The sequence below is a fragment of the Trichococcus shcherbakoviae genome (genome assembly GCF_963666195.1).
GTDB classification, from domain to species: Bacteria; Bacillota; Bacilli; order Lactobacillales; family Aerococcaceae; genus Trichococcus; species Trichococcus shcherbakoviae.
This window is the reverse complement of sequence record NZ_OY762653.1, coordinates 1,707,501-1,723,993: the sequence shown is the minus strand read 5'-3', so window position 1 is coordinate 1,723,993 and position 16,493 is coordinate 1,707,501. Positions and strand designations below refer to the sequence as shown.

At 47.9% G+C, this 16,493-nt stretch carries 15 protein-coding genes, 3 tRNA genes and 3 rRNA genes (1 of these 21 only partly in view); 5 read left to right on the top strand and 16 right to left on the bottom strand.

All coding sequences use genetic code 11. The features are described 5' to 3' along the window. Positions 1–22: 22 nt before the first annotated feature. Positions 23–445 carry a cupin domain-containing protein gene (locus ACKPBX_RS08270; protein ID WP_319995087.1) on the top strand — a complete coding sequence of 141 codons (423 nt, stop codon included), beginning with the start codon at positions 23–25 and terminating at the stop codon, positions 443–445. 60 nt (positions 446–505) lie between these two features. On the opposite strand, the gene ACKPBX_RS08265 is transcribed toward ACKPBX_RS08270, so the two are convergent. From ACKPBX_RS08265 to yidD, 6 genes are all read right to left on the bottom strand, one after another. Beyond that, positions 506–706 (bottom strand): hypothetical protein, encoded by a 201-nt coding sequence (locus ACKPBX_RS08265; RefSeq protein WP_140186135.1) that lies wholly within the window; start codon positions 704–706, stop codon positions 506–508. 235 nt (positions 707–941) lie between these two features. Further along, positions 942–1,013 (bottom strand) — tRNA-Gln (locus ACKPBX_RS08260). 1 nt (position 1,014) lies between these two features. Next, positions 1,015–1,098: transfer RNA gene (locus ACKPBX_RS08255), tRNA-Tyr, on the bottom strand. Between the two features lie 126 nt (positions 1,099–1,224). Next, positions 1,225–2,808, bottom strand: a complete 1,584-nt coding sequence (locus ACKPBX_RS08250; RefSeq protein ID WP_119092828.1) for an ABC1 kinase family protein — start codon at positions 2,806–2,808, stop codon at positions 1,225–1,227. A gap of 30 nt (positions 2,809–2,838) precedes the next feature. Then, positions 2,839–3,120, bottom strand: coding sequence for a phasin family protein (locus ACKPBX_RS08245; RefSeq protein ID WP_086630063.1), 282 nt, complete (start codon positions 3,118–3,120; stop codon positions 2,839–2,841). A 45-nt stretch (positions 3,121–3,165) separates the two neighbouring features. Then, a complete protein-coding gene (gene yidD, locus ACKPBX_RS08240) occupies positions 3,166–3,447 on the bottom strand; it encodes a membrane protein insertion efficiency factor YidD (protein WP_086630064.1) in 282 nt (93 codons plus the stop codon). Between the two features lie 180 nt (positions 3,448–3,627). Between yidD and ACKPBX_RS08235 the strand changes: the two genes are divergently transcribed. Beyond that, positions 3,628–4,215 (top strand): ECF transporter S component, encoded by a 588-nt coding sequence (locus ACKPBX_RS08235; protein ID WP_086630065.1) that lies wholly within the window; start codon positions 3,628–3,630, stop codon positions 4,213–4,215. Positions 4,216–4,261: 46 nt separating this feature from the next. On the opposite strand, the gene ACKPBX_RS08230 is transcribed toward ACKPBX_RS08235, so the two are convergent. After that, positions 4,262–4,924: a TVP38/TMEM64 family protein gene (locus ACKPBX_RS08230; RefSeq protein ID WP_319995086.1), complete on the bottom strand. Its 663-nt coding sequence runs from the start codon at positions 4,922–4,924 to the stop codon at positions 4,262–4,264. A 348-nt stretch (positions 4,925–5,272) separates the two neighbouring features. Between ACKPBX_RS08230 and ACKPBX_RS08225 the strand changes: the two genes are divergently transcribed. Both ACKPBX_RS08225 and ACKPBX_RS08220 read left to right on the top strand, forming a co-directional pair. Further along, positions 5,273–6,493, top strand: a complete 1,221-nt coding sequence (locus ACKPBX_RS08225) for an MFS transporter (protein WP_086630066.1) — start codon at positions 5,273–5,275, stop codon at positions 6,491–6,493. Positions 6,494–6,572: 79 nt separating this feature from the next. Then, on the top strand, positions 6,573–7,988 hold the full coding sequence (locus tag ACKPBX_RS08220; protein WP_319995085.1) for an alanine/glycine:cation symporter family protein: 1,416 nt from the start codon (positions 6,573–6,575) through the stop codon (positions 7,986–7,988). Positions 7,989–8,063: 75 nt separating this feature from the next. Here ACKPBX_RS08220 and ACKPBX_RS08215 read toward each other — a convergent pair whose 3' ends face one another. Together ACKPBX_RS08215 and ACKPBX_RS08210 are read right to left on the bottom strand one after the other, a co-directional pair. After that, positions 8,064–8,225 (bottom strand): hypothetical protein, encoded by a 162-nt coding sequence (locus tag ACKPBX_RS08215; RefSeq protein ID WP_319995084.1) that lies wholly within the window; start codon positions 8,223–8,225, stop codon positions 8,064–8,066. A 224-nt stretch (positions 8,226–8,449) separates the two neighbouring features. Then, on the bottom strand, positions 8,450–9,670 hold the full coding sequence (locus ACKPBX_RS08210) for a DUF2254 domain-containing protein (protein ID WP_319995083.1): 1,221 nt from the start codon (positions 9,668–9,670) through the stop codon (positions 8,450–8,452). 182 nt (positions 9,671–9,852) lie between these two features. On the opposite strand from ACKPBX_RS08210, the gene ACKPBX_RS08205 reads away from it, so the two are divergent. Continuing rightward, the gene (locus tag ACKPBX_RS08205) at positions 9,853–10,260 is read left to right on the top strand and encodes a PTS sugar transporter subunit IIB (RefSeq protein ID WP_086630069.1); all 408 of its coding nucleotides are present in this window, start codon (positions 9,853–9,855) and stop codon (positions 10,258–10,260) included. 241 nt (positions 10,261–10,501) lie between these two features. Here ACKPBX_RS08205 and ACKPBX_RS08200 read toward each other — a convergent pair whose 3' ends face one another. The 7 genes from ACKPBX_RS08200 to ACKPBX_RS08170 form a co-directional block, all read right to left on the bottom strand. Further along, entirely contained in the window at positions 10,502–11,155 is a 654-nt protein-coding gene (locus ACKPBX_RS08200; RefSeq protein ID WP_319995082.1) for a hypothetical protein, read from the bottom strand. Positions 11,156–11,313: 158 nt separating this feature from the next. Beyond that, positions 11,314–11,386, bottom strand: a tRNA-Thr gene (locus ACKPBX_RS08195). A 168-nt stretch (positions 11,387–11,554) separates the two neighbouring features. Then, positions 11,555–12,499: a homoserine O-acetyltransferase MetA gene (metA, locus tag ACKPBX_RS08190; protein WP_086630071.1), complete on the bottom strand. Its 945-nt coding sequence runs from the start codon at positions 12,497–12,499 to the stop codon at positions 11,555–11,557. Between the two features lie 567 nt (positions 12,500–13,066). Continuing rightward, on the bottom strand, positions 13,067–13,351 hold the full coding sequence (locus tag ACKPBX_RS08185; RefSeq protein WP_086630073.1) for a GNAT family N-acetyltransferase: 285 nt from the start codon (positions 13,349–13,351) through the stop codon (positions 13,067–13,069). Between the two features lie 166 nt (positions 13,352–13,517). Then, positions 13,518–13,633 (bottom strand): 5S ribosomal RNA (gene rrf / locus ACKPBX_RS08180). Between the two features lie 41 nt (positions 13,634–13,674). Further along, positions 13,675–13,790 (bottom strand): 5S ribosomal RNA (gene rrf / locus ACKPBX_RS08175). A gap of 92 nt (positions 13,791–13,882) precedes the next feature. Next, a 23S ribosomal RNA gene (locus ACKPBX_RS08170) occupies positions 13,883–16,493 on the bottom strand; it runs 303 nt beyond the window's last position.

The window sequence follows — 16,493 nt, the reverse complement described above, 5'->3', positions numbered from 1 at the left end:
ATTTAAATTAGGAGGAATTCAAATGAGTATCGATTTTAAGGATCACGGCGAAAAACCTTACGTAGTGAACATCGAGGACGCAACCCTGCAGAACGAAAACTATCGCACAACGATCTGGACCGGTGAAAAATTACAGGTGACTGTGATGACGATCCAACCGAACGATGACATCGGATTGGAAGTCCACCATGGCATCGACCAATTCATCCGCATCGAAGAAGGCGACGGCGTGTGCGTGATGGGCGACTCAGAGGACGACCTGTACTTCAAACAGAACGTATCCGATGATGATGCTGTCTTTGTCCCTGCCGACAAATGGCACAACATCACCAACACAGGGGACAAACCACTTAAACTGTATACAATCTACGCAGGCCCTGACCATGTTCCCGGAACTGTCCACCCGACCCATGAAGATGCAAAAAACGACCCAAACGAACATTAAATAAGAAAAATAAAATGAGCCCAGGAATTATTCCCGGGCTCATTTTTTTATTCTTCAGAATCAATCAACCAGTTTCGCTAATTCTTCTTCAGGCAAGTAGAACGATACTTTGCCGCATTGCGGGCATGCCGCTGCTTCCAAAGCCGCTTTTGTGTGTCCGTTCAATGTTTTCTCCTTCGCCAATTCAACAAGATAAACCCCTTGCGAATACAAACCCAGCCCTTCAATCAAATCAACGTTGCAATCTGTGCATTTAGCCATTGTATTTCCCCTGCTTTCTCTTCGATAATTGTCTATTTTTTTGAAACATACGCCTCATCCATCATATCACGTTTTTCTGATGAAACATTTTTCCAAATTATGAACTTTTATCTCAAAAGTAGGAATCAATGCCGCAGAATGCAAAAAGACACCCCTGAATCACTATAAAAATGATTTCAGGAACGTCTTTTTAGATAAACTATTCGTTTCCAATGAGCTTCATAAGCTCGTTTGACTGGGCTAGCTGGATTCGAACCAACGAATGACAGAGTCAAAGTCTGTTGCCTTACCGCTTGGCGATAGCCCAATGGTGGAGGGAGGCAGATTCGAACTGCCGAACCCGAAAGAGCGGATTTACAGTCCGCCGCGTTTAGCCACTTCGCTATCCCTCCGTAAGCTTTCCTTAAAAAGCTGACCAATATATAATATAACAGAGGCAATCGATTTTCAAGAGGTACAATTCAATTTTTAACAGTTTTTAATGAGGCGGCAACTCTGAAAAAAACAAACTTTTGCACTCATAGGTTCCCCGAACGGAAAATGGAAATCAGCAACCAGATGCTGAACAGGCCGGCGATCACAAAGCCCGCTTGCCCCAAGAATTGCCCTCCCGGCGTACCGGACATGATGGCTGATGACAGCAGTAATCCGGCAACAATCAAAGAGATGACGACGCGGTTGGACATCTTTTTGACGTCCTTCCACTTGTCATCCAGCTGATCGACGTCGATCCGCAGCATGGTCCTGCCGCTTGCCGTTTGCTTCAGCAGGGCCAGCAGACTGCTTGGGATTTCGCTGCTGTCCTTGATGAAAGCATAGCCCCGCAAAGCCAACTTTTCCGCAGAAAATTTCTGCATCAGCGTCGTAAGCGTAAAACTTTCCTTCAGATAGTCCTTCGCGATCGAAATCAGGTTCAATTCAGGGGAAATTTCCAGAAAAACGCCTTCGAGTATCGACAAAGACTTCGCGAGGATCGTGAGATCGCTCGGAATGGCGATGTTATGCCGTTTGAACATTCTGATGAAATCGGTGATGAACGTCCCCAGGTTCACGTTCAGCATATTGTTCGAAAGGTACATATCGAACAACATCTCGACATCGGCGTACAGATTGCGTTTATCAACCCGCCCTTTCGGCGTCCCCAATTCCAGACAGACTTTCACCATCCGATCCAGATCTTTCGAGGCCAAGCCCTGGAGAATATCATTAAGGGATTTTTTCGTGGTCTCCGACAGATCCCCCATGATGCCGAAATCGATAAAATAAATTTTGCCTTCTTTGATGATCAGGTTGCCCGGATGGGGATCCCCGTGGAAAAAGCCGTCGTGGAAGACTTGTTTCAGATACGCCAGCATCAATTTGCGGCTGATGTCATCCGAATCATAGCCAAGCAAATCCAACTGTTCGCGGTTGGTGATTTTGGTGCCTTCGATGTACTCTTCCACCAATACCCTGCGCGTCGTCAGTCCCGAATAGATTTTCGGGACGCCGACACAGGCGATGTTGGCATTGAGGTCCCGGAAGCGCTGCAAGAGCTGCGCTTCATTGCGGAAATCCAGTTCGATCAAGGTGTTCGCCTTCACTTGCTCCAATGCCTCTTTGGGGTCGACCACCTCAACCAGTTCCTTCGGAATCTTTCCGCTGAGCCGGATCAGGATGTCCAAATCCCGGATCAACAGATCATCGATGATCGGGCGCTGCACTTTCACGACTACTTCCTCCCCTGTCCGGAGAACCGCCCGATGGACCTGGGCAATCGACGCACTAGCGAGCGGTTTTTCATCGATGGAAAGGAAAGCTTCGCCTAAGGAAAGTTTGGTTTCTTCCATAAAGATGCGTTCGACTTCCGCAAAAGGAAATTCCGGCGCCTTGTCCTGAAGATGCGCCAGTTCTTCGACGAAAGCTTGCGGGAGAATATCGATCCGCGTGGAAAGGATCTGGCCGATTTTGATGAAGCTTGGCCCCAGTTTTTCGAAAGCAAGACGAAGGTTCTCTGGATCTTGATCTTTTCGGCTCGGCTTCACCTGGTTATGGTAGAGGAATTGAAGCCCGTAGGAGGACAGGATCCTGACTATTTCATGCAACCGTTCGTCTCTTGCCATCCTGATCCCTCCTTCAACTTTTGCGATTGCTTATTTGCTCAACAATTGATCCAGTTTGGCGTTGATTGCGTCCATCTTGGCTTCCAACGCCTTCACATCCTCTTTTTTGGCGAACGGCAGATTATCGAGTTCCGCTTTCGTCGCCGGCACGATACCCGAGGCTTTCCGGGTCAACTCCGTCTGCAGTTCTTTTCCTTCTTGGACCGTAACGCGCCCTTTTTCGACCATCTCATTGATCAGCTTTTCAGCCTTTTCGATCGAAGTGGAAGTGATGCCGACACCTGCTAAGAAAATCTTCTTTAATTCATCCATTTTAATCTCTCCTTTGATTGTTGAAATGGGAAAATCCGAAAAATCTTAGTGCTCGTGGAAATGTTCATGCTCCGAGTGGCTGTGTTCGTCTTCTTTGTTGCGGCGGATACTGAATTGTTCCGGAACCGGATCGTACCCGCCTTTGACGAAAGGATGACATCTGAGAATGCGTGCGATGCCCATTAGGCTGCCCTTGATTGCGCCGTGTTTTTGGATGGCTTGGACTGAATAGTTCGAGCAGGTCGGATAATACCGGCAGCTCGGCGGGAACAGTGGCGATATAAATTTCTGATAACCACGTATCAAACCTATAAAAATTTTCTTCATGGCGGCTTCCTTTCTGGCTCTATACTGCTATTTTACCCTTTTTCTCCCTAAAATAAAATAATACCGTATCCCGAAAATAAAAGGACTTCCGCTGCCGCTATTTTTTTCCGGAACTATTTGGTAGAATACCTATATATCGGCACTTGCCGAAATGCATATATAAAAAGAGGTTGAGCTGAAATGCAAACACAAAAAAATAAAACGTACCGCATCGCCATTCTGGGCATTCTGTCTGCGTTCATCATCATCCAGACATTCGTTCCCTTCCTTGGAAATATTCCGATTCCGCCATTGAATCCGACAATCATCCACATCACGGTCATCGTGGCCGCTTTCGTCCTGAGCACGAAGGACGGCATGCTTGTTGGACTCGTCTGGGGCTTGGCGCGCATGGTCAAAGCCTACACACTGCCGGCTTCCCCATTGGATCTGCTGCTCTGGACCAATCCGGTCATCGCAGTCGTGCCGCGCGTGATGGTAGGGCTTGTGGCAGGACTAATTTTCCATGCTTTCCTGAAACGCAAACAGGAAAAACGCGGGATGGTCATCGCTGCAGTTTTGGGATCCTTGACCAACACAGTGCTTGTGTTGGGATTCATCGCCCTTTTCTATGGCAATGAATACGCAACAGCCCTGAATGTGGATCCCTCCAACCTGTTGAAGGTGCTGGCCGGCATCGTCGCAACCAACGGAATCGGCGAAGCTGTCGCAGCTGGTTTGATCGCGCCATTCATCGCCAAAGCATTGATGAAGGTCAGAAGAAAATAAGCAAAAAACGATGAGCCTCCGTGGCTCATCGTTTTTATTTTGTATTTCACTGCAATACCGGTTGGATGGCAAGCCAACCTTTGATGAGGGTCGGCATGTTCAGGAACACCCAAGTCACAATCGAAGCCCCGCCGATGCCATAGAAGTAAAGGGTGATCGGCTTGAACAGGAGAAAAATGACCAGGAAACGCTTCATGGACATTTTCGTCAGTCCGGCAACCATGCAGAGAAAATCATCCGGAAAGCCGGGAAGGGCAAAGGCTGATGCCATCAGCCATTCGAAACGATTCCCTTTTATCAGCCAACCATAATATTTTCTGTAGGTTTCTTCCGAAACGAACGCTCTTACGAATGTCTTGCCGTATTTTCGGGCCAAGATGAAATTGATGATCGAACCGATCAATACGCCGATGAAACTGTATGTGAATCCCCACAGCGGACCGAACACCAGTGGAGCCACCACGACCGTCACTCCGCCCGGAATGATGGGATAGACGACCTGGATGATTTGGATCAGCAAAAAAATGACTGGAGCATAAATGCCCATTCCGGCCAACAACGCTTTCAAACTGCCTTCAGCTTCGAAAAAGCCTGTCCGATAGATCCAAATGCCTAAGAGAAGTGTCGCGACTGTTCCCACTACCGTCGAAATCTGGACGATCTTACGGTTCAATGCAATCCCTTGATGGGTGGTGTTCTCCAATTCCACTTTTTCACCTCTTATCACTTTTTGGTGCTGCCTTATTTCCGATTATACCTGACAAACATAAATTTTTTGTGAATTTACCTTATCGATTCCATGAACCCCACTCATTGACAACGCTTCCTTTTCTGTACCTTCAGTATAACGCAAACAGTGTGCGCCTACCTCTGACTAAAGTCGGATTTTCTTCCCCGATTATAAACACTTCCTGACATTTTGTCCATAAAAAGAAAATTAAGATTTTCTTAGCAGCAAAAAGTAAGTCCGTGTTGCGCTGAAGGCGGCTCCGGCTGGAAAAATCCCGCCGGCTGTGATACTTTCAGTGTATAGAAATTTAAATAAGATAGGTGATTTATGGCAACAACATTCTCAAAGAACATCCGATCGACTTTGGCCAGTTCTTTCATAAACAGTTTGATTTATTCTTGCACGATCCCATTCCTGGTCATCTATCTGGCCGGCATCTTCAATGCGCAGCTGACCGGCCTGCTCGTCATGACAAATGTGGTCGTCAGCTTCTTGGCCGGCATCGTTGGTGGCTATCTAGCGGATAATTTTCAAAGAAAGAAAATCCTGTATATTTTCCAGAGCCTGTATGGGGGCTCTTTGCTTTTGATCGCCCTCAGATTTTTAGGCCTGCTTTCGGCTGACGGGTGGCTGATTCTCGGTTACCTCGTCTGCGGCATTTCCTTCAATCTCTATTCACCTGCTTACGATGCCGTGCTGATGGACTGCACCACAGTCGAAAATCGGAAACAGGCTTACCAATGGCAATATTGGACCTTCAATTTGTCGATGGCGCTGGGCTTTTCGCTCGGCGGGTTCCTTTTTCAGCACTTTCTGTTCCAACTGTTTCTGGTGGCCGGGATAGCGCAACTGGCGATGGCCCTTTTGTTTCGGAGCCAGTTGGACTACACGAATGCCACAGCGCAGAAACAGCATAACAACAGACTGAAGGACCTCTTTTCGAACTACAGCATCGCAGCGAGAGATACCCGTTGGCTCTTTTTGATCCTGGGTATGGCGCTGTTCAATACGGCTGAATTTTCGCTGAAGACCTACACTGCCGTTCGGCTTTCGAAGGAGTTCGAAACGCTGACACTCTTCACGGTTCCGATCGATGGCGTCAGGATGCTCAGTCTGCTGCAGGTCCTCAACACGCTGCTTGTCGTCGGGTTCACTTTCTTGGTCTCGCGCTTCACTGAAAAGAGATCCGAAAAGGCCACGATCCTTTACGGCCTTGTGATCTATGTCGTCAGCTATGGTTTGATTGCCGTCATGAACAACATTTACATCCTGATTCCATTGATGATCTTGGCGACCATCGGCGAGTTGGCTTCCTCGCCAAACATCAATGCCCGAAAAGTCGACCTTGTCCCTGAAGATAAGCAAGCTTCTTATCTGGCCTTCAGCTCGCTCTCTTACCAAGGCGCTGACCTGTTGGCCGCTTTTGCATTGACGCTCAGCGGGTACATCTCGGCCGGTTTCATCGCTGGCTACATCATCATTTTGGGCTTGATCGGCACCTCGCTCACCGTCAGCAGTCTGTACGGGCGCAAAAATAAAGTAATGTAAATTATAATATGGAGAAATTTATCCTTCCGCTGAAGCGCTTATTGTTCCTGCCGGCACTCCGACAAAGGAGGCAATCAAAATGGAAATCGTAAAATGGCTCAATGACACGATCATCTGGGGAATCCCGATGCTGGTCCTGATGCTGGGGACAGGACTGTATCTGACTTTCAGAACCAGAGCCGTCATCTTCACTCGCTTCGGGACAGTGATGGCCAACACGCTGAAGACGGTGTTCCGGAAGCCGAAGGAAATCGAAGTCGGCACGATCACCCCCATCCAAGCAGTCTGCACGGCGCTGGCCGGAACGATCGGGACAGGCAACATCGTCGGCGTGGCAGTTGCCATCAGTGTCGGCGGACCAGGTGCCATCTTTTGGATGTGGACCTCCGCTGTCCTCGGTATGGTCACGAAATATGCGGAAACCACTCTAGCGCTTGCCTACCGCGAGAAAAACGCAAAGGGTGAATATGTGGGCGGCCCGATGTACTACATCAGCAAAGGCCTGGGTTTTCCCAAACTGGCCTATCTTTTCTGCCTGTTGACGGCCTTTTCCTCGATCGGCGGCGGCAACATCGTCCAGGCGAATGCCGTAGCCGGCAGTTTGAAGGACGCCGTTTCCATACCTGCCTTGGCAACCGGTCTGCTCTTGGCTTTCTTTGTGGCCTTGGTCGTGGTGGGGGGCATCAAGCGGATCGCAAGCGTAGCGGAGAAATTGATTCCCTTCATGTCGCTGATCTATACAGGCGCAGCCATCTTCATCCTGATTGTGCAGCGCAGCCAAATCCCCTCCGCTCTTGCCACGATTTTCACGGACGCCTTCACCGGCACGGCAGCCGTCGGCGGCTTTACGGGGGCTTCACTGATGTATGCAGCCCGAATTGGTGTCGCCCGGGGAGTGTTCACAAATGAAGCGGGTCTCGGCAGCGCTCCGATTGCCCACTCCACCGCCAACACCGACCATCCGGCGCGCCAAGGCTGTTGGGGGGCTTTCGAAGTCTTCTTCGATACGATCATCATGTGCACCATCACCGCTTTGGTGATCATCATCAGCGGAACCTGGAAGGACGCCTCAATCGATGGCACAGAAATGTCCAACCGGGCATTCAGCGCTGTCATTCCGGGCGGGGAATACATCATTTCCATCGGCATCGTCCTGTTCGCCTTCGCGACCATCATCGCTTGGTATTATTATTCCGAAAAAGCAATCGAATACATCGCCGGCCAAAAAGCCATCTTTGTCTATCGAATCTTTTTCATCGGCTCCATCGTCTATGGCGCAGTCGCGACGCTGGATGTCGTCTGGGAGATTTCTGACCTGTTCAACGGACTGATGGCCATCCCGAACCTGATCGCTTTGATCGGCCTGGTCGGACCTATCGTCGCATTGACGAACGATTTTTTCGCTGATCCGAAAACAATCCGGCCGAAGGGTCAATCCTATGCATCTCTCCTTCAAATCAAAAACCACCACCTTTCCGGCAAGAACGGGAAATGAATGCTTGGGACAACTATTCAGTGATGCCTTACAAAATAAAGAAGAGGAACTCGAGCACGCTCGAATTCCTCTTCTTTATTTTTCTTCGTCGCGGGTGATCCCCAGAATATGCTCTTGACGCTCCTCGATATTTTGCCTGTCCAATCTTTCCGTGAAATTCGGACTCGTCAAATTGAACAAATAGTTGCTGTAATCCTTTATATAATGGCTACTGAATAATAGGCCACTCAGTCTCATTTGTACAAACCTATAAAAAATGTGGGAAAATAGCTTATTTTTTTGATGATATGACCCTAAACCTGAACCTTCAGAATTTTTTTTGATGAAAAATCCATTTTTATCGATTTGATTGCCCGGAGGCAACGGAGTAAGTGCAAGGATTTTTACGATTTTTGTCCATTTTCCTTGCACTTATCCTGGGAAAATTGTAGAACGATAGCTATCATAGCAAGGTTTCTGAATTATTCAGCAGGCATTATATAGCTCAATTTCTTCGGATGAGCGGCATAAGCGACCGTCAGCAACGAATCAAACAGGGCCACAACTCCGGAAATATCCGTCTTCATGTAGTGGATCAGCTGCCAATAGCTTTCATATAAGTCTTTGGAAAAATTATTGAAGTCATAGAATACGCAGCCGCTGTAACGCAATGTTTCCTCGTCGAAGTCCTTCTTTTCCTCTCCCATCAAAACGAATCTTCCAGGCAGACGGGCAAATTTGGCATCCAATAAAGCCTTGTAATGCAGGATGTGAATCGCCGTATTCGGATCGTTGATGCCCGGCGAAACTGCCCGCAACGCGATCTCCACCAATTTTTTACGGGCAAAATTCGGATCGAACATCGTGGAGGGCTCCGTTTCGTATGTCAAGCTGCGGTTCAGCACTTCTTGCAGCCGCGGCTCGTCCTCCAATTTCCGATTCGTGTAAAAAATGGCCAGCGGTTCATTGGCGGAAAGGAATTCCCCCACCCTGAAGCGCAATACCATAGTCCCCTCAAATTCTGTGCTCAGCTCCACCAAACGCTCGAAGTTGATATATTCCACATAACCATTCCTATCAGCATGGACCGTGTACTGATGCAAAGTCTCTAATTGAGGCAGATGGTCAAACACCGGCTTCTCCTGAAAGTACGCGATCGTCTCATCGACTATCGTATCCGCCTCTTTGTAGATTTTATTCACCAGTTTTTCCAATTGCACGGACGTTGCGACATTATAGACGAACTTTATGAAGTAGACGACACAGGCCATTGCATAGACGAGGGCGACCGTCGCGGAAATGACCAGCTGTTCGTTTTCCGAACTGCGCATAAAGAACAAGGAGGAGAGACAGTAGATGAATCCTCCGAGAAAAATGCCCAATGTCTGCATGGAGGTCTTGTGCAGAAGAAAATTTTCCACCGTCCGCGGACTGAAGTTGGAGGAGTAGAAGGAAATGACGGACAGCATCGTAGCAAACGTGAAGGTAGCCACTGAGAAGAGGGACCCCGCCAACAGGCTCAGTATTGATTTGGCCAAGTTGACGCTCGTAAGCAAAAAGGCCGGAAAATAATCAAGCGCCGTGATCAACCGCGTGTCGAGCAGAATGACACCGATCGCCAGCACGAACGCAAAGAGGACGCTGCCGCCCAAAGTCATCCACATCCGTTTTTCTTCAAACGTCAATCGGAGTGCCTGTAGCACATCCCTCACCCCTCTCAGGAAAAATCCTATTTTTTGTTTCCTTCATCCATACCACAGGCCCCTTCCATTGAAAAAAATATGGTATGCAAAAAAAGGATCCCCTTTCCGGAAAAGTAAAAAAACATTTCAAGCGCTTCCATTGATTGCTATGATGTACCTATCAAAAAAATGGAGGAAAGCATATGATCCATATCCTGTTATGTTGCGGCGGCGGATTTTCATCCAGCGCACTAGCTGCCAAAGTAAAAAAAGACATCCAGCAATACCAGTTGGAAGACCAATTTGAAATTGAATTCTCACCGTTCATGATTGCCCAAGAAAAAATGGACCGGTTCGATATCGTCGTCTGTTGCCCGCACCTGACCTATGACGTCAAAAAGATGGTCAAAAACGCCAACCCCGACAAACCCATCTACATTCTGCCGCCGCGCATGTACGGCCTGATCGACATCCGCGAATTGTCGACAGATGTCCTGGATGTACTCGAAATCTACAGCCGGAGTCCCATCAACCCTGTCCATTTCCCGGGAGAAGAAAACGTCATGCGCGTCAGGCGATCTGTGGCCTACCGCCGAAGCAATGTTTCCTGAAAAATCTAAGAACTACAGACTGACTATTCAGCCGCCCCGCTCAGGAAAATGATCAAACGGGGCATGCTTTTTAATTTTTTGCTTATTTTGGCGCTACCGCTTCTGTCAACCTCCTCCGAAAGGAAGAAGCCTAAAAATTGAACAGTTCCCACCTTTGCATACGCGCATAGATGGGAACTGTTCAATTTTTAATGGCCAACGATACCGCGCATCAGAGGCGCAATGCACGCTTTTCTGAATACTAGTTCATTCCGCCATGGCGCCGATGAAAATCTTCGACTCCCAGTTGACAAGCTGATTTATCCCCTATCATCCGGAACATTTCGAAATAAACATCACTGTCGAAGGTTTCCGTATCGATCGGCTCGATACCGATTCTATTTCCAGCCCAACTGCCCTCTTGTTCGGCTTGTTCTTCCGCTTGAGCCAGAACAAAATAAGGCATCAAGTTTTTCGTGCGCTTAAACAAACGGCGATCGATGGTCATGAACAAATGCGAATCATAATTGATCAGCACGTACTGGTTGATGAACTCCCCCCACTGTTTCTTCCAGCGGACAATTTCGGATGGATCAATCGAGACAACATCTTTCCCAGCTTCTTTCCGGTTCCGGCGCAACAATTTTTTCTTGTATCCCTCGTAGAACGCATACTTCTCTTCCTTCAGCAAGTACTCTCTTACTTCTTTGGAATCGACAACCAAGGTGATCCTGTCGCCTTTCCATTCGTCCATCAACAATTGGAACACCACATACTGAAAAGGATTGCCCAACTGCGGATGCGTTGCAGCCATTCCTGTAATCGTGCTATCCCCTGCCCAAGTCAGTCGGGTCGGTTCCATGATTTTTTTCTTGCCCATGTTAACCAGTAAGTGCTGCTGATCATTTTTTCCCAAATTTGCTGCCTCCTTCATAAATGCCATTCACTCAATAGATACGTATTCTGGAGGCAATTTCTTTTTCAACGAATATGAATTTTTTTTGCTAAAAATGTCCAAAAAAAATAGATACATCAAGTATCCCGAGAGACTTGATGTATCTGAAAAAATGATTATGCCGGCTGCAGGATTTGAACCTGTGACCTCCGCGTTACGAGTGCGATGCTCTACCAACTGAGCTAAGCCGGCCTTGCGAGGGATTCACTCTTTAAGTGAGCCACAACACAATAAATTATAAATAAATTTTGTCGATTTGTAAAGAGGGCAATTTCATCAAATTGAAATTGCCCTCTTTACATACCTGTAGAAATCCCTTTGCAGAGGTCAGCACGACAACAACAGCTTCCATCAAAAATTTTAATCTTGAGCAGGTTTATTCCTTAATTCATGGATGCGCTGCAAATCATATGGCGTTTCTTGATAAACGAAGTAATTCAGCCAATTCACGAAGAGGATATTGGCATGACCGCGCCAACGTACCACCGGACGCTTGCTCGGATCGTCATCAGGGTAGTAATTGATAGGAATATTTATGGGCCGATTCAAAGCGACGTCACGCTTGTATTCCTTATCGAGCGTATCAAAATCATATTCGGCATGACCCGTCACAAACACGAAACGGTTGTCCCTGCTGCGGACAACGCTGACCCCTGCCTCTTCGGATGTCGCCAGGATTTCAAGCTCACTGCAGGCCTCTATATCCGCTTTGTGGACATCCGTATGGCGGGAATGCGGCATGAAAAACTCATCATCAAAACCGCGGAGCAGCATCGTTCTGCTGTCAGTGATCCTGTGCTTGAACACACCGAACAGTTTTTCCCTCAGAGGGTACTTCCCGATATTGTAGTGATGATACAGACCCGCTTGGGCTCCCCAACAGATATGCATCGTTGAGAAAACATGGCTGGCGGACCATTCCATGATGGACACCAATTCCGGCCAATATTCCACCTCTTCAAAGGCAAGATTCTCCACAGGTGCACCCGTAATGATCATGCCATCAAAGTATTGATCCTTGATATCCGAAAAGGTCTTGTAGAAATAGTCCAAGTATTCTTCCGAAACATGCTTGGAATCATAGCTTTCCATCCTCAATAAGGTCACTTCCACTTGCAGGGACGTGTTCGAAAGCAAACGGATGAACTGGGTTTCCGTGGCTTGTTTTGTAGGCATCAGATTCACGATGATGATTTTTAATGGGCGGATATCCTGCGTGACGGCCCTCAGCTCGTCCATGACGAAGATATTCTCTTTGGCCAACTCTTTGATGGCGGGCAAATCCTTCGATACTTTAATCGGCATATTTTCCACTCCTTTATAATTAAAACAGTTCCTCTAGACTCTTCAACAGCTCGCTTATGCACAAAAAAGCTCTCCTCACCACAGTCTTGCGACCATGGGACGAAAGCTTCGCGTTACCACCCATTTTTATAAGGACTTCACAATCCCTACCTCAAAAAGTACATAAAGTGATTGCGTGATCGCATATCCTTTTTTATACTCTGCAGAATATCGCCTGCGTACGTAATCGAGCTGATTATTCACCCGATTAAAGGCTCCAAGACCATCTTCACTCTGTTCCGATACGCTCCCTTTCACCAAAACAGGAGCTCTCTTTACGTACTTCCCAAAGTTACTCTTCTCATCGCTGCCCATTCTATTGTCAGATACGACTTGCATTAATATAATTAAATTATCATCATTTCTTAATCTTGTCAATAGGTAAAATCGATCACCACTGAACGTCAACGGAAAACAGGTTCGCCATCTTTGCCGAAGTTCTCGACAGCAAAAAAATAGCAGGCCGGAACTACTTCCCCTAATTCCGACCCGCTACTCTCATCTATATTAAAATAAGAGAGAACAGTTTTATATTTCTGCCTTGATATCGGCATACTTTTCGCGTTTGCGATCGAACATCGCCACAACATATGAGCAACGCGGAACAATTTTCTTGCCTTCAGCCCGCATTTCTTCAACAAGGCGGTCGAGTAACATCTCAGCGATGCCTTGCCCTCTTAATGAGGAATCAACATAAGTATGGTTGGCAATGACTTTATCTTCACCATAAGGTACGTAAGTAATTTCAGCTATCATACATTCGTTTTCATCATTCAAAACGAAGCCATTTTTGGTCTTAACAAAATCTTCCATGCTTTACTCCCCTCACCTTCTGACAACTATCCTTAAACATAGTTTAGCACGGTTCCTCGATTATATACAATAAATCGACTCCATCGGCCAGGCACCGAACTAAAAAAATCAAAAAAGGCTATCGACATTTATGTCAACAGCCTTCTGAATATTTATATAAAAACATGCGCGGCAATGTCCTACTCTCACAAAGGGAAACCCTTCACTACAATCGGCGCTAAGAAGCTTAACTTCTGTGTTCGAGATGGGAACAGGTGTGACCTTCTTGCCATCATCACCGCACATGGTGATTCTGATATATAAGTTTTATTTCAAAAAAAAAAGCGCGGCAACGTCCTACTCTCACAAAGGGAAACCCTTCACTACAATCGGCGCTAAGAAGCTTAACTTCTGTGTTCGAGATGGGAACAGGTGTGACCTTCTTGCCATCGTCACCGCACATTTTTCAAGAGAACGTTGTTCTCTCAAAACTGAATCTACAAAATTAAAGGGAACCCGAAAACACCGCTTGAGTTTTCATCTTTTTAAAAATTGGTTAAGTCCTCGACCGATTAGTATTGGTCCGCTCCATACATCGCTGTACTTCCACTCCCAACCTATCTACCTGATCATCTCTCAGGGGTCTTACTCACTTAAAGTGATGGGAAATCTCATCTTGAGGGGGGCTTCACGCTTAGATGCTTTCAGCGTTTATCCCGTCCACACATAGCTACCCAGCGATGCTCTTGGCAGAACAACTGGTACACCAGCGGTGTGTCCATCCCGGTCCTCTCGTACTAAGGACAGCTCCTCTCAAATTTCCAACGCCCGCGACGGATAGGGACCGAACTGTCTCACGACGTTCTGAACCCAGCTCGCGTACCGCTTTAATGGGCGAACAGCCCAACCCTTGGGACCGACTACAGCCCCAGGATGCGATGAGCCGACATCGAGGTGCCAAACCTCCCCGTCGATGTGAACTCTTGGGGGAGATAAGCCTGTTATCCCCAGGGTAGCTTTTATCCGTTGAGCGATGGCCCTTCCATGCGGAACCACCGGATCACTAAGCCCGACTTTCGTCCCTGCTCGACTTGTAGGTCTCGCAGTCAAGCTCCCTTCTGCCTTTACACTCTACGAATGATTTCCAACCATTCTGAGGGAACCTTTGGGCGCCTCCGTTACATTTTTGGAGGCGACCGCCCCAGTCAAACTGCCCGTCTGACACTGTCTCCCTGCTCGCTAAGAGCAGCGGGTTAGAGTGGTCATATCACAAGGGTAGTATCCCACCGTTGCCTCCTCCGAGACTGGCGTCCCGGTATCATTGGCTCCTACCTATCCTGTACATGTGATACAAACACGCAATATCAAACTGCAGTAAAGCTCCATGGGGTCTTTCCGTCCTGTCGCGGGTAACCAGCATCTTCACTGGTACTATAATTTCACCGAGTCTCTCGTTGAGACAGTGCCCAAATCGTTACGCCTTTCGTGCGGGTCGGAACTTACCCGACAAGGAATTTCGCTACCTTAGGACCGTTATAGTTACGGCCGCCGTTTACTGGGGCTTCAATTCAAAGCTTCGCTTGCGCTAACCTCTCCTCTTAACCTTCCAGCACCGGGCAGGCGTCAGCCCCTATACGTCATCTTTCGATTTTGCAGAGACCTGTGTTTTTGATAAACAGTCGCTTGGGCCTATTCACTGCGGCTGACCTTGCGGTCAGCACCCCTTCTCCCGAAGTTACGGGGTCATTTTGCCGAGTTCCTTAACGAGAGTTCTCTCGCACACCTTAGGATTCTCTCCTCAACTACCTGTGTCGGTTTGCGGTACGGGCAGTTACTTTCTCACTAGAAGCTTTTCTTGGCAGTGTGACATCAGGAACTTCGCTACTAAATTTCGCTCCCCATCACAGCTTGTCCTTGAGAGAAAAAGCATTTCACTCGTTCTCAGACTTGCTGCTTGGACACACATTTCCGATCGTGTGCATTCCTTAGCCTCCTGCGTCCCTCCATCGCTCAAACAAAAGCAACTGGTACAGGAATATCAACCTGTTGTCCATCGCCTACGCCTATCGGCCTCAGCTTAGGTCCCGACTAACCCTGGGAGGACGAGCCTTCCCCAGGAAACCTTAGTTATTCGGTGGACGGGATTCTCACCCGTCTTGCGCTACTCATACCGGCATTCTCACTTCTAAGCGCTCCACCAGTCCTCACGATCTGGCTTCGATGCCCTTAGAACGCTCTCCTACCACGGAACCCGAAGGTTCCATCCACAGCTTCGGTGATCTGTTTAGCCCCGGTAAATTTTCGGCGCAGGGTCACTCGACTAGTGAGCTATTACGCACTCTTTAAATGATGGCTGCTTCTGAGCCAACATCCTAGTTGTCTGTGCAACCCCACATCCTTTTCCACTTAACAGATACTTTGGGACCTTAGCTGGTGGTCTGGGCTGTTTCCCTTTTGACTACGGATCTTATCACTCGCAGTCTGACTCCCGGATCTAAATCAATGGCATTCGGAGTTTATCTGAATTCGGTAACCCGAGAAGGGCCCCTAGTCCAAACAGTGCTCTACCTCCATGATTCGCATATCCGAGGCTAGCCCTAAAGCTATTTCGGAGAGAACCAGCTATCTCCAAGTTCGATTGGAATTTCTCCGCTACCCACACCTCATCCCCGCACTTTTCAACGTGCGTGGGTTCGGTCCTCCAGTGCGTATTACCGCACCTTCAACCTGGACATGGGTAGGTCACTTGGTTTCGGGTCTACGACCTCATACTTATTCGCCCTATTCAGACTCGCTTTCGCTGCGGCTCCGTTTTTTCAACTTAACCTTGCATGAAATCGTAACTCGCCGGTCCATTCTACAAAAGGTACGCCATCACCCATTAACGGGCTTTGACTACTTGTAGGCACACGGTTTCAGGTACTGTTTCACTCCCCTTCCGGGGTGCTTTTCACCTTTCCCTCACGGTACTGGTTCACTATCGGTCACTAGGGAGTATTTAGCCTTGGGAGATGGTCCTCCCGGATTCCGACGGAATTTCTCGTGTTCCGCCGTACTCAGGATACTGGTAGAGCTGATTTGGATTTCGCATACGGGGCTATTACCCTATGTTGCGCAACTTTCCAGTTGGCTTCTGCTATCCATTGCAGTCTCATGTCCCAGT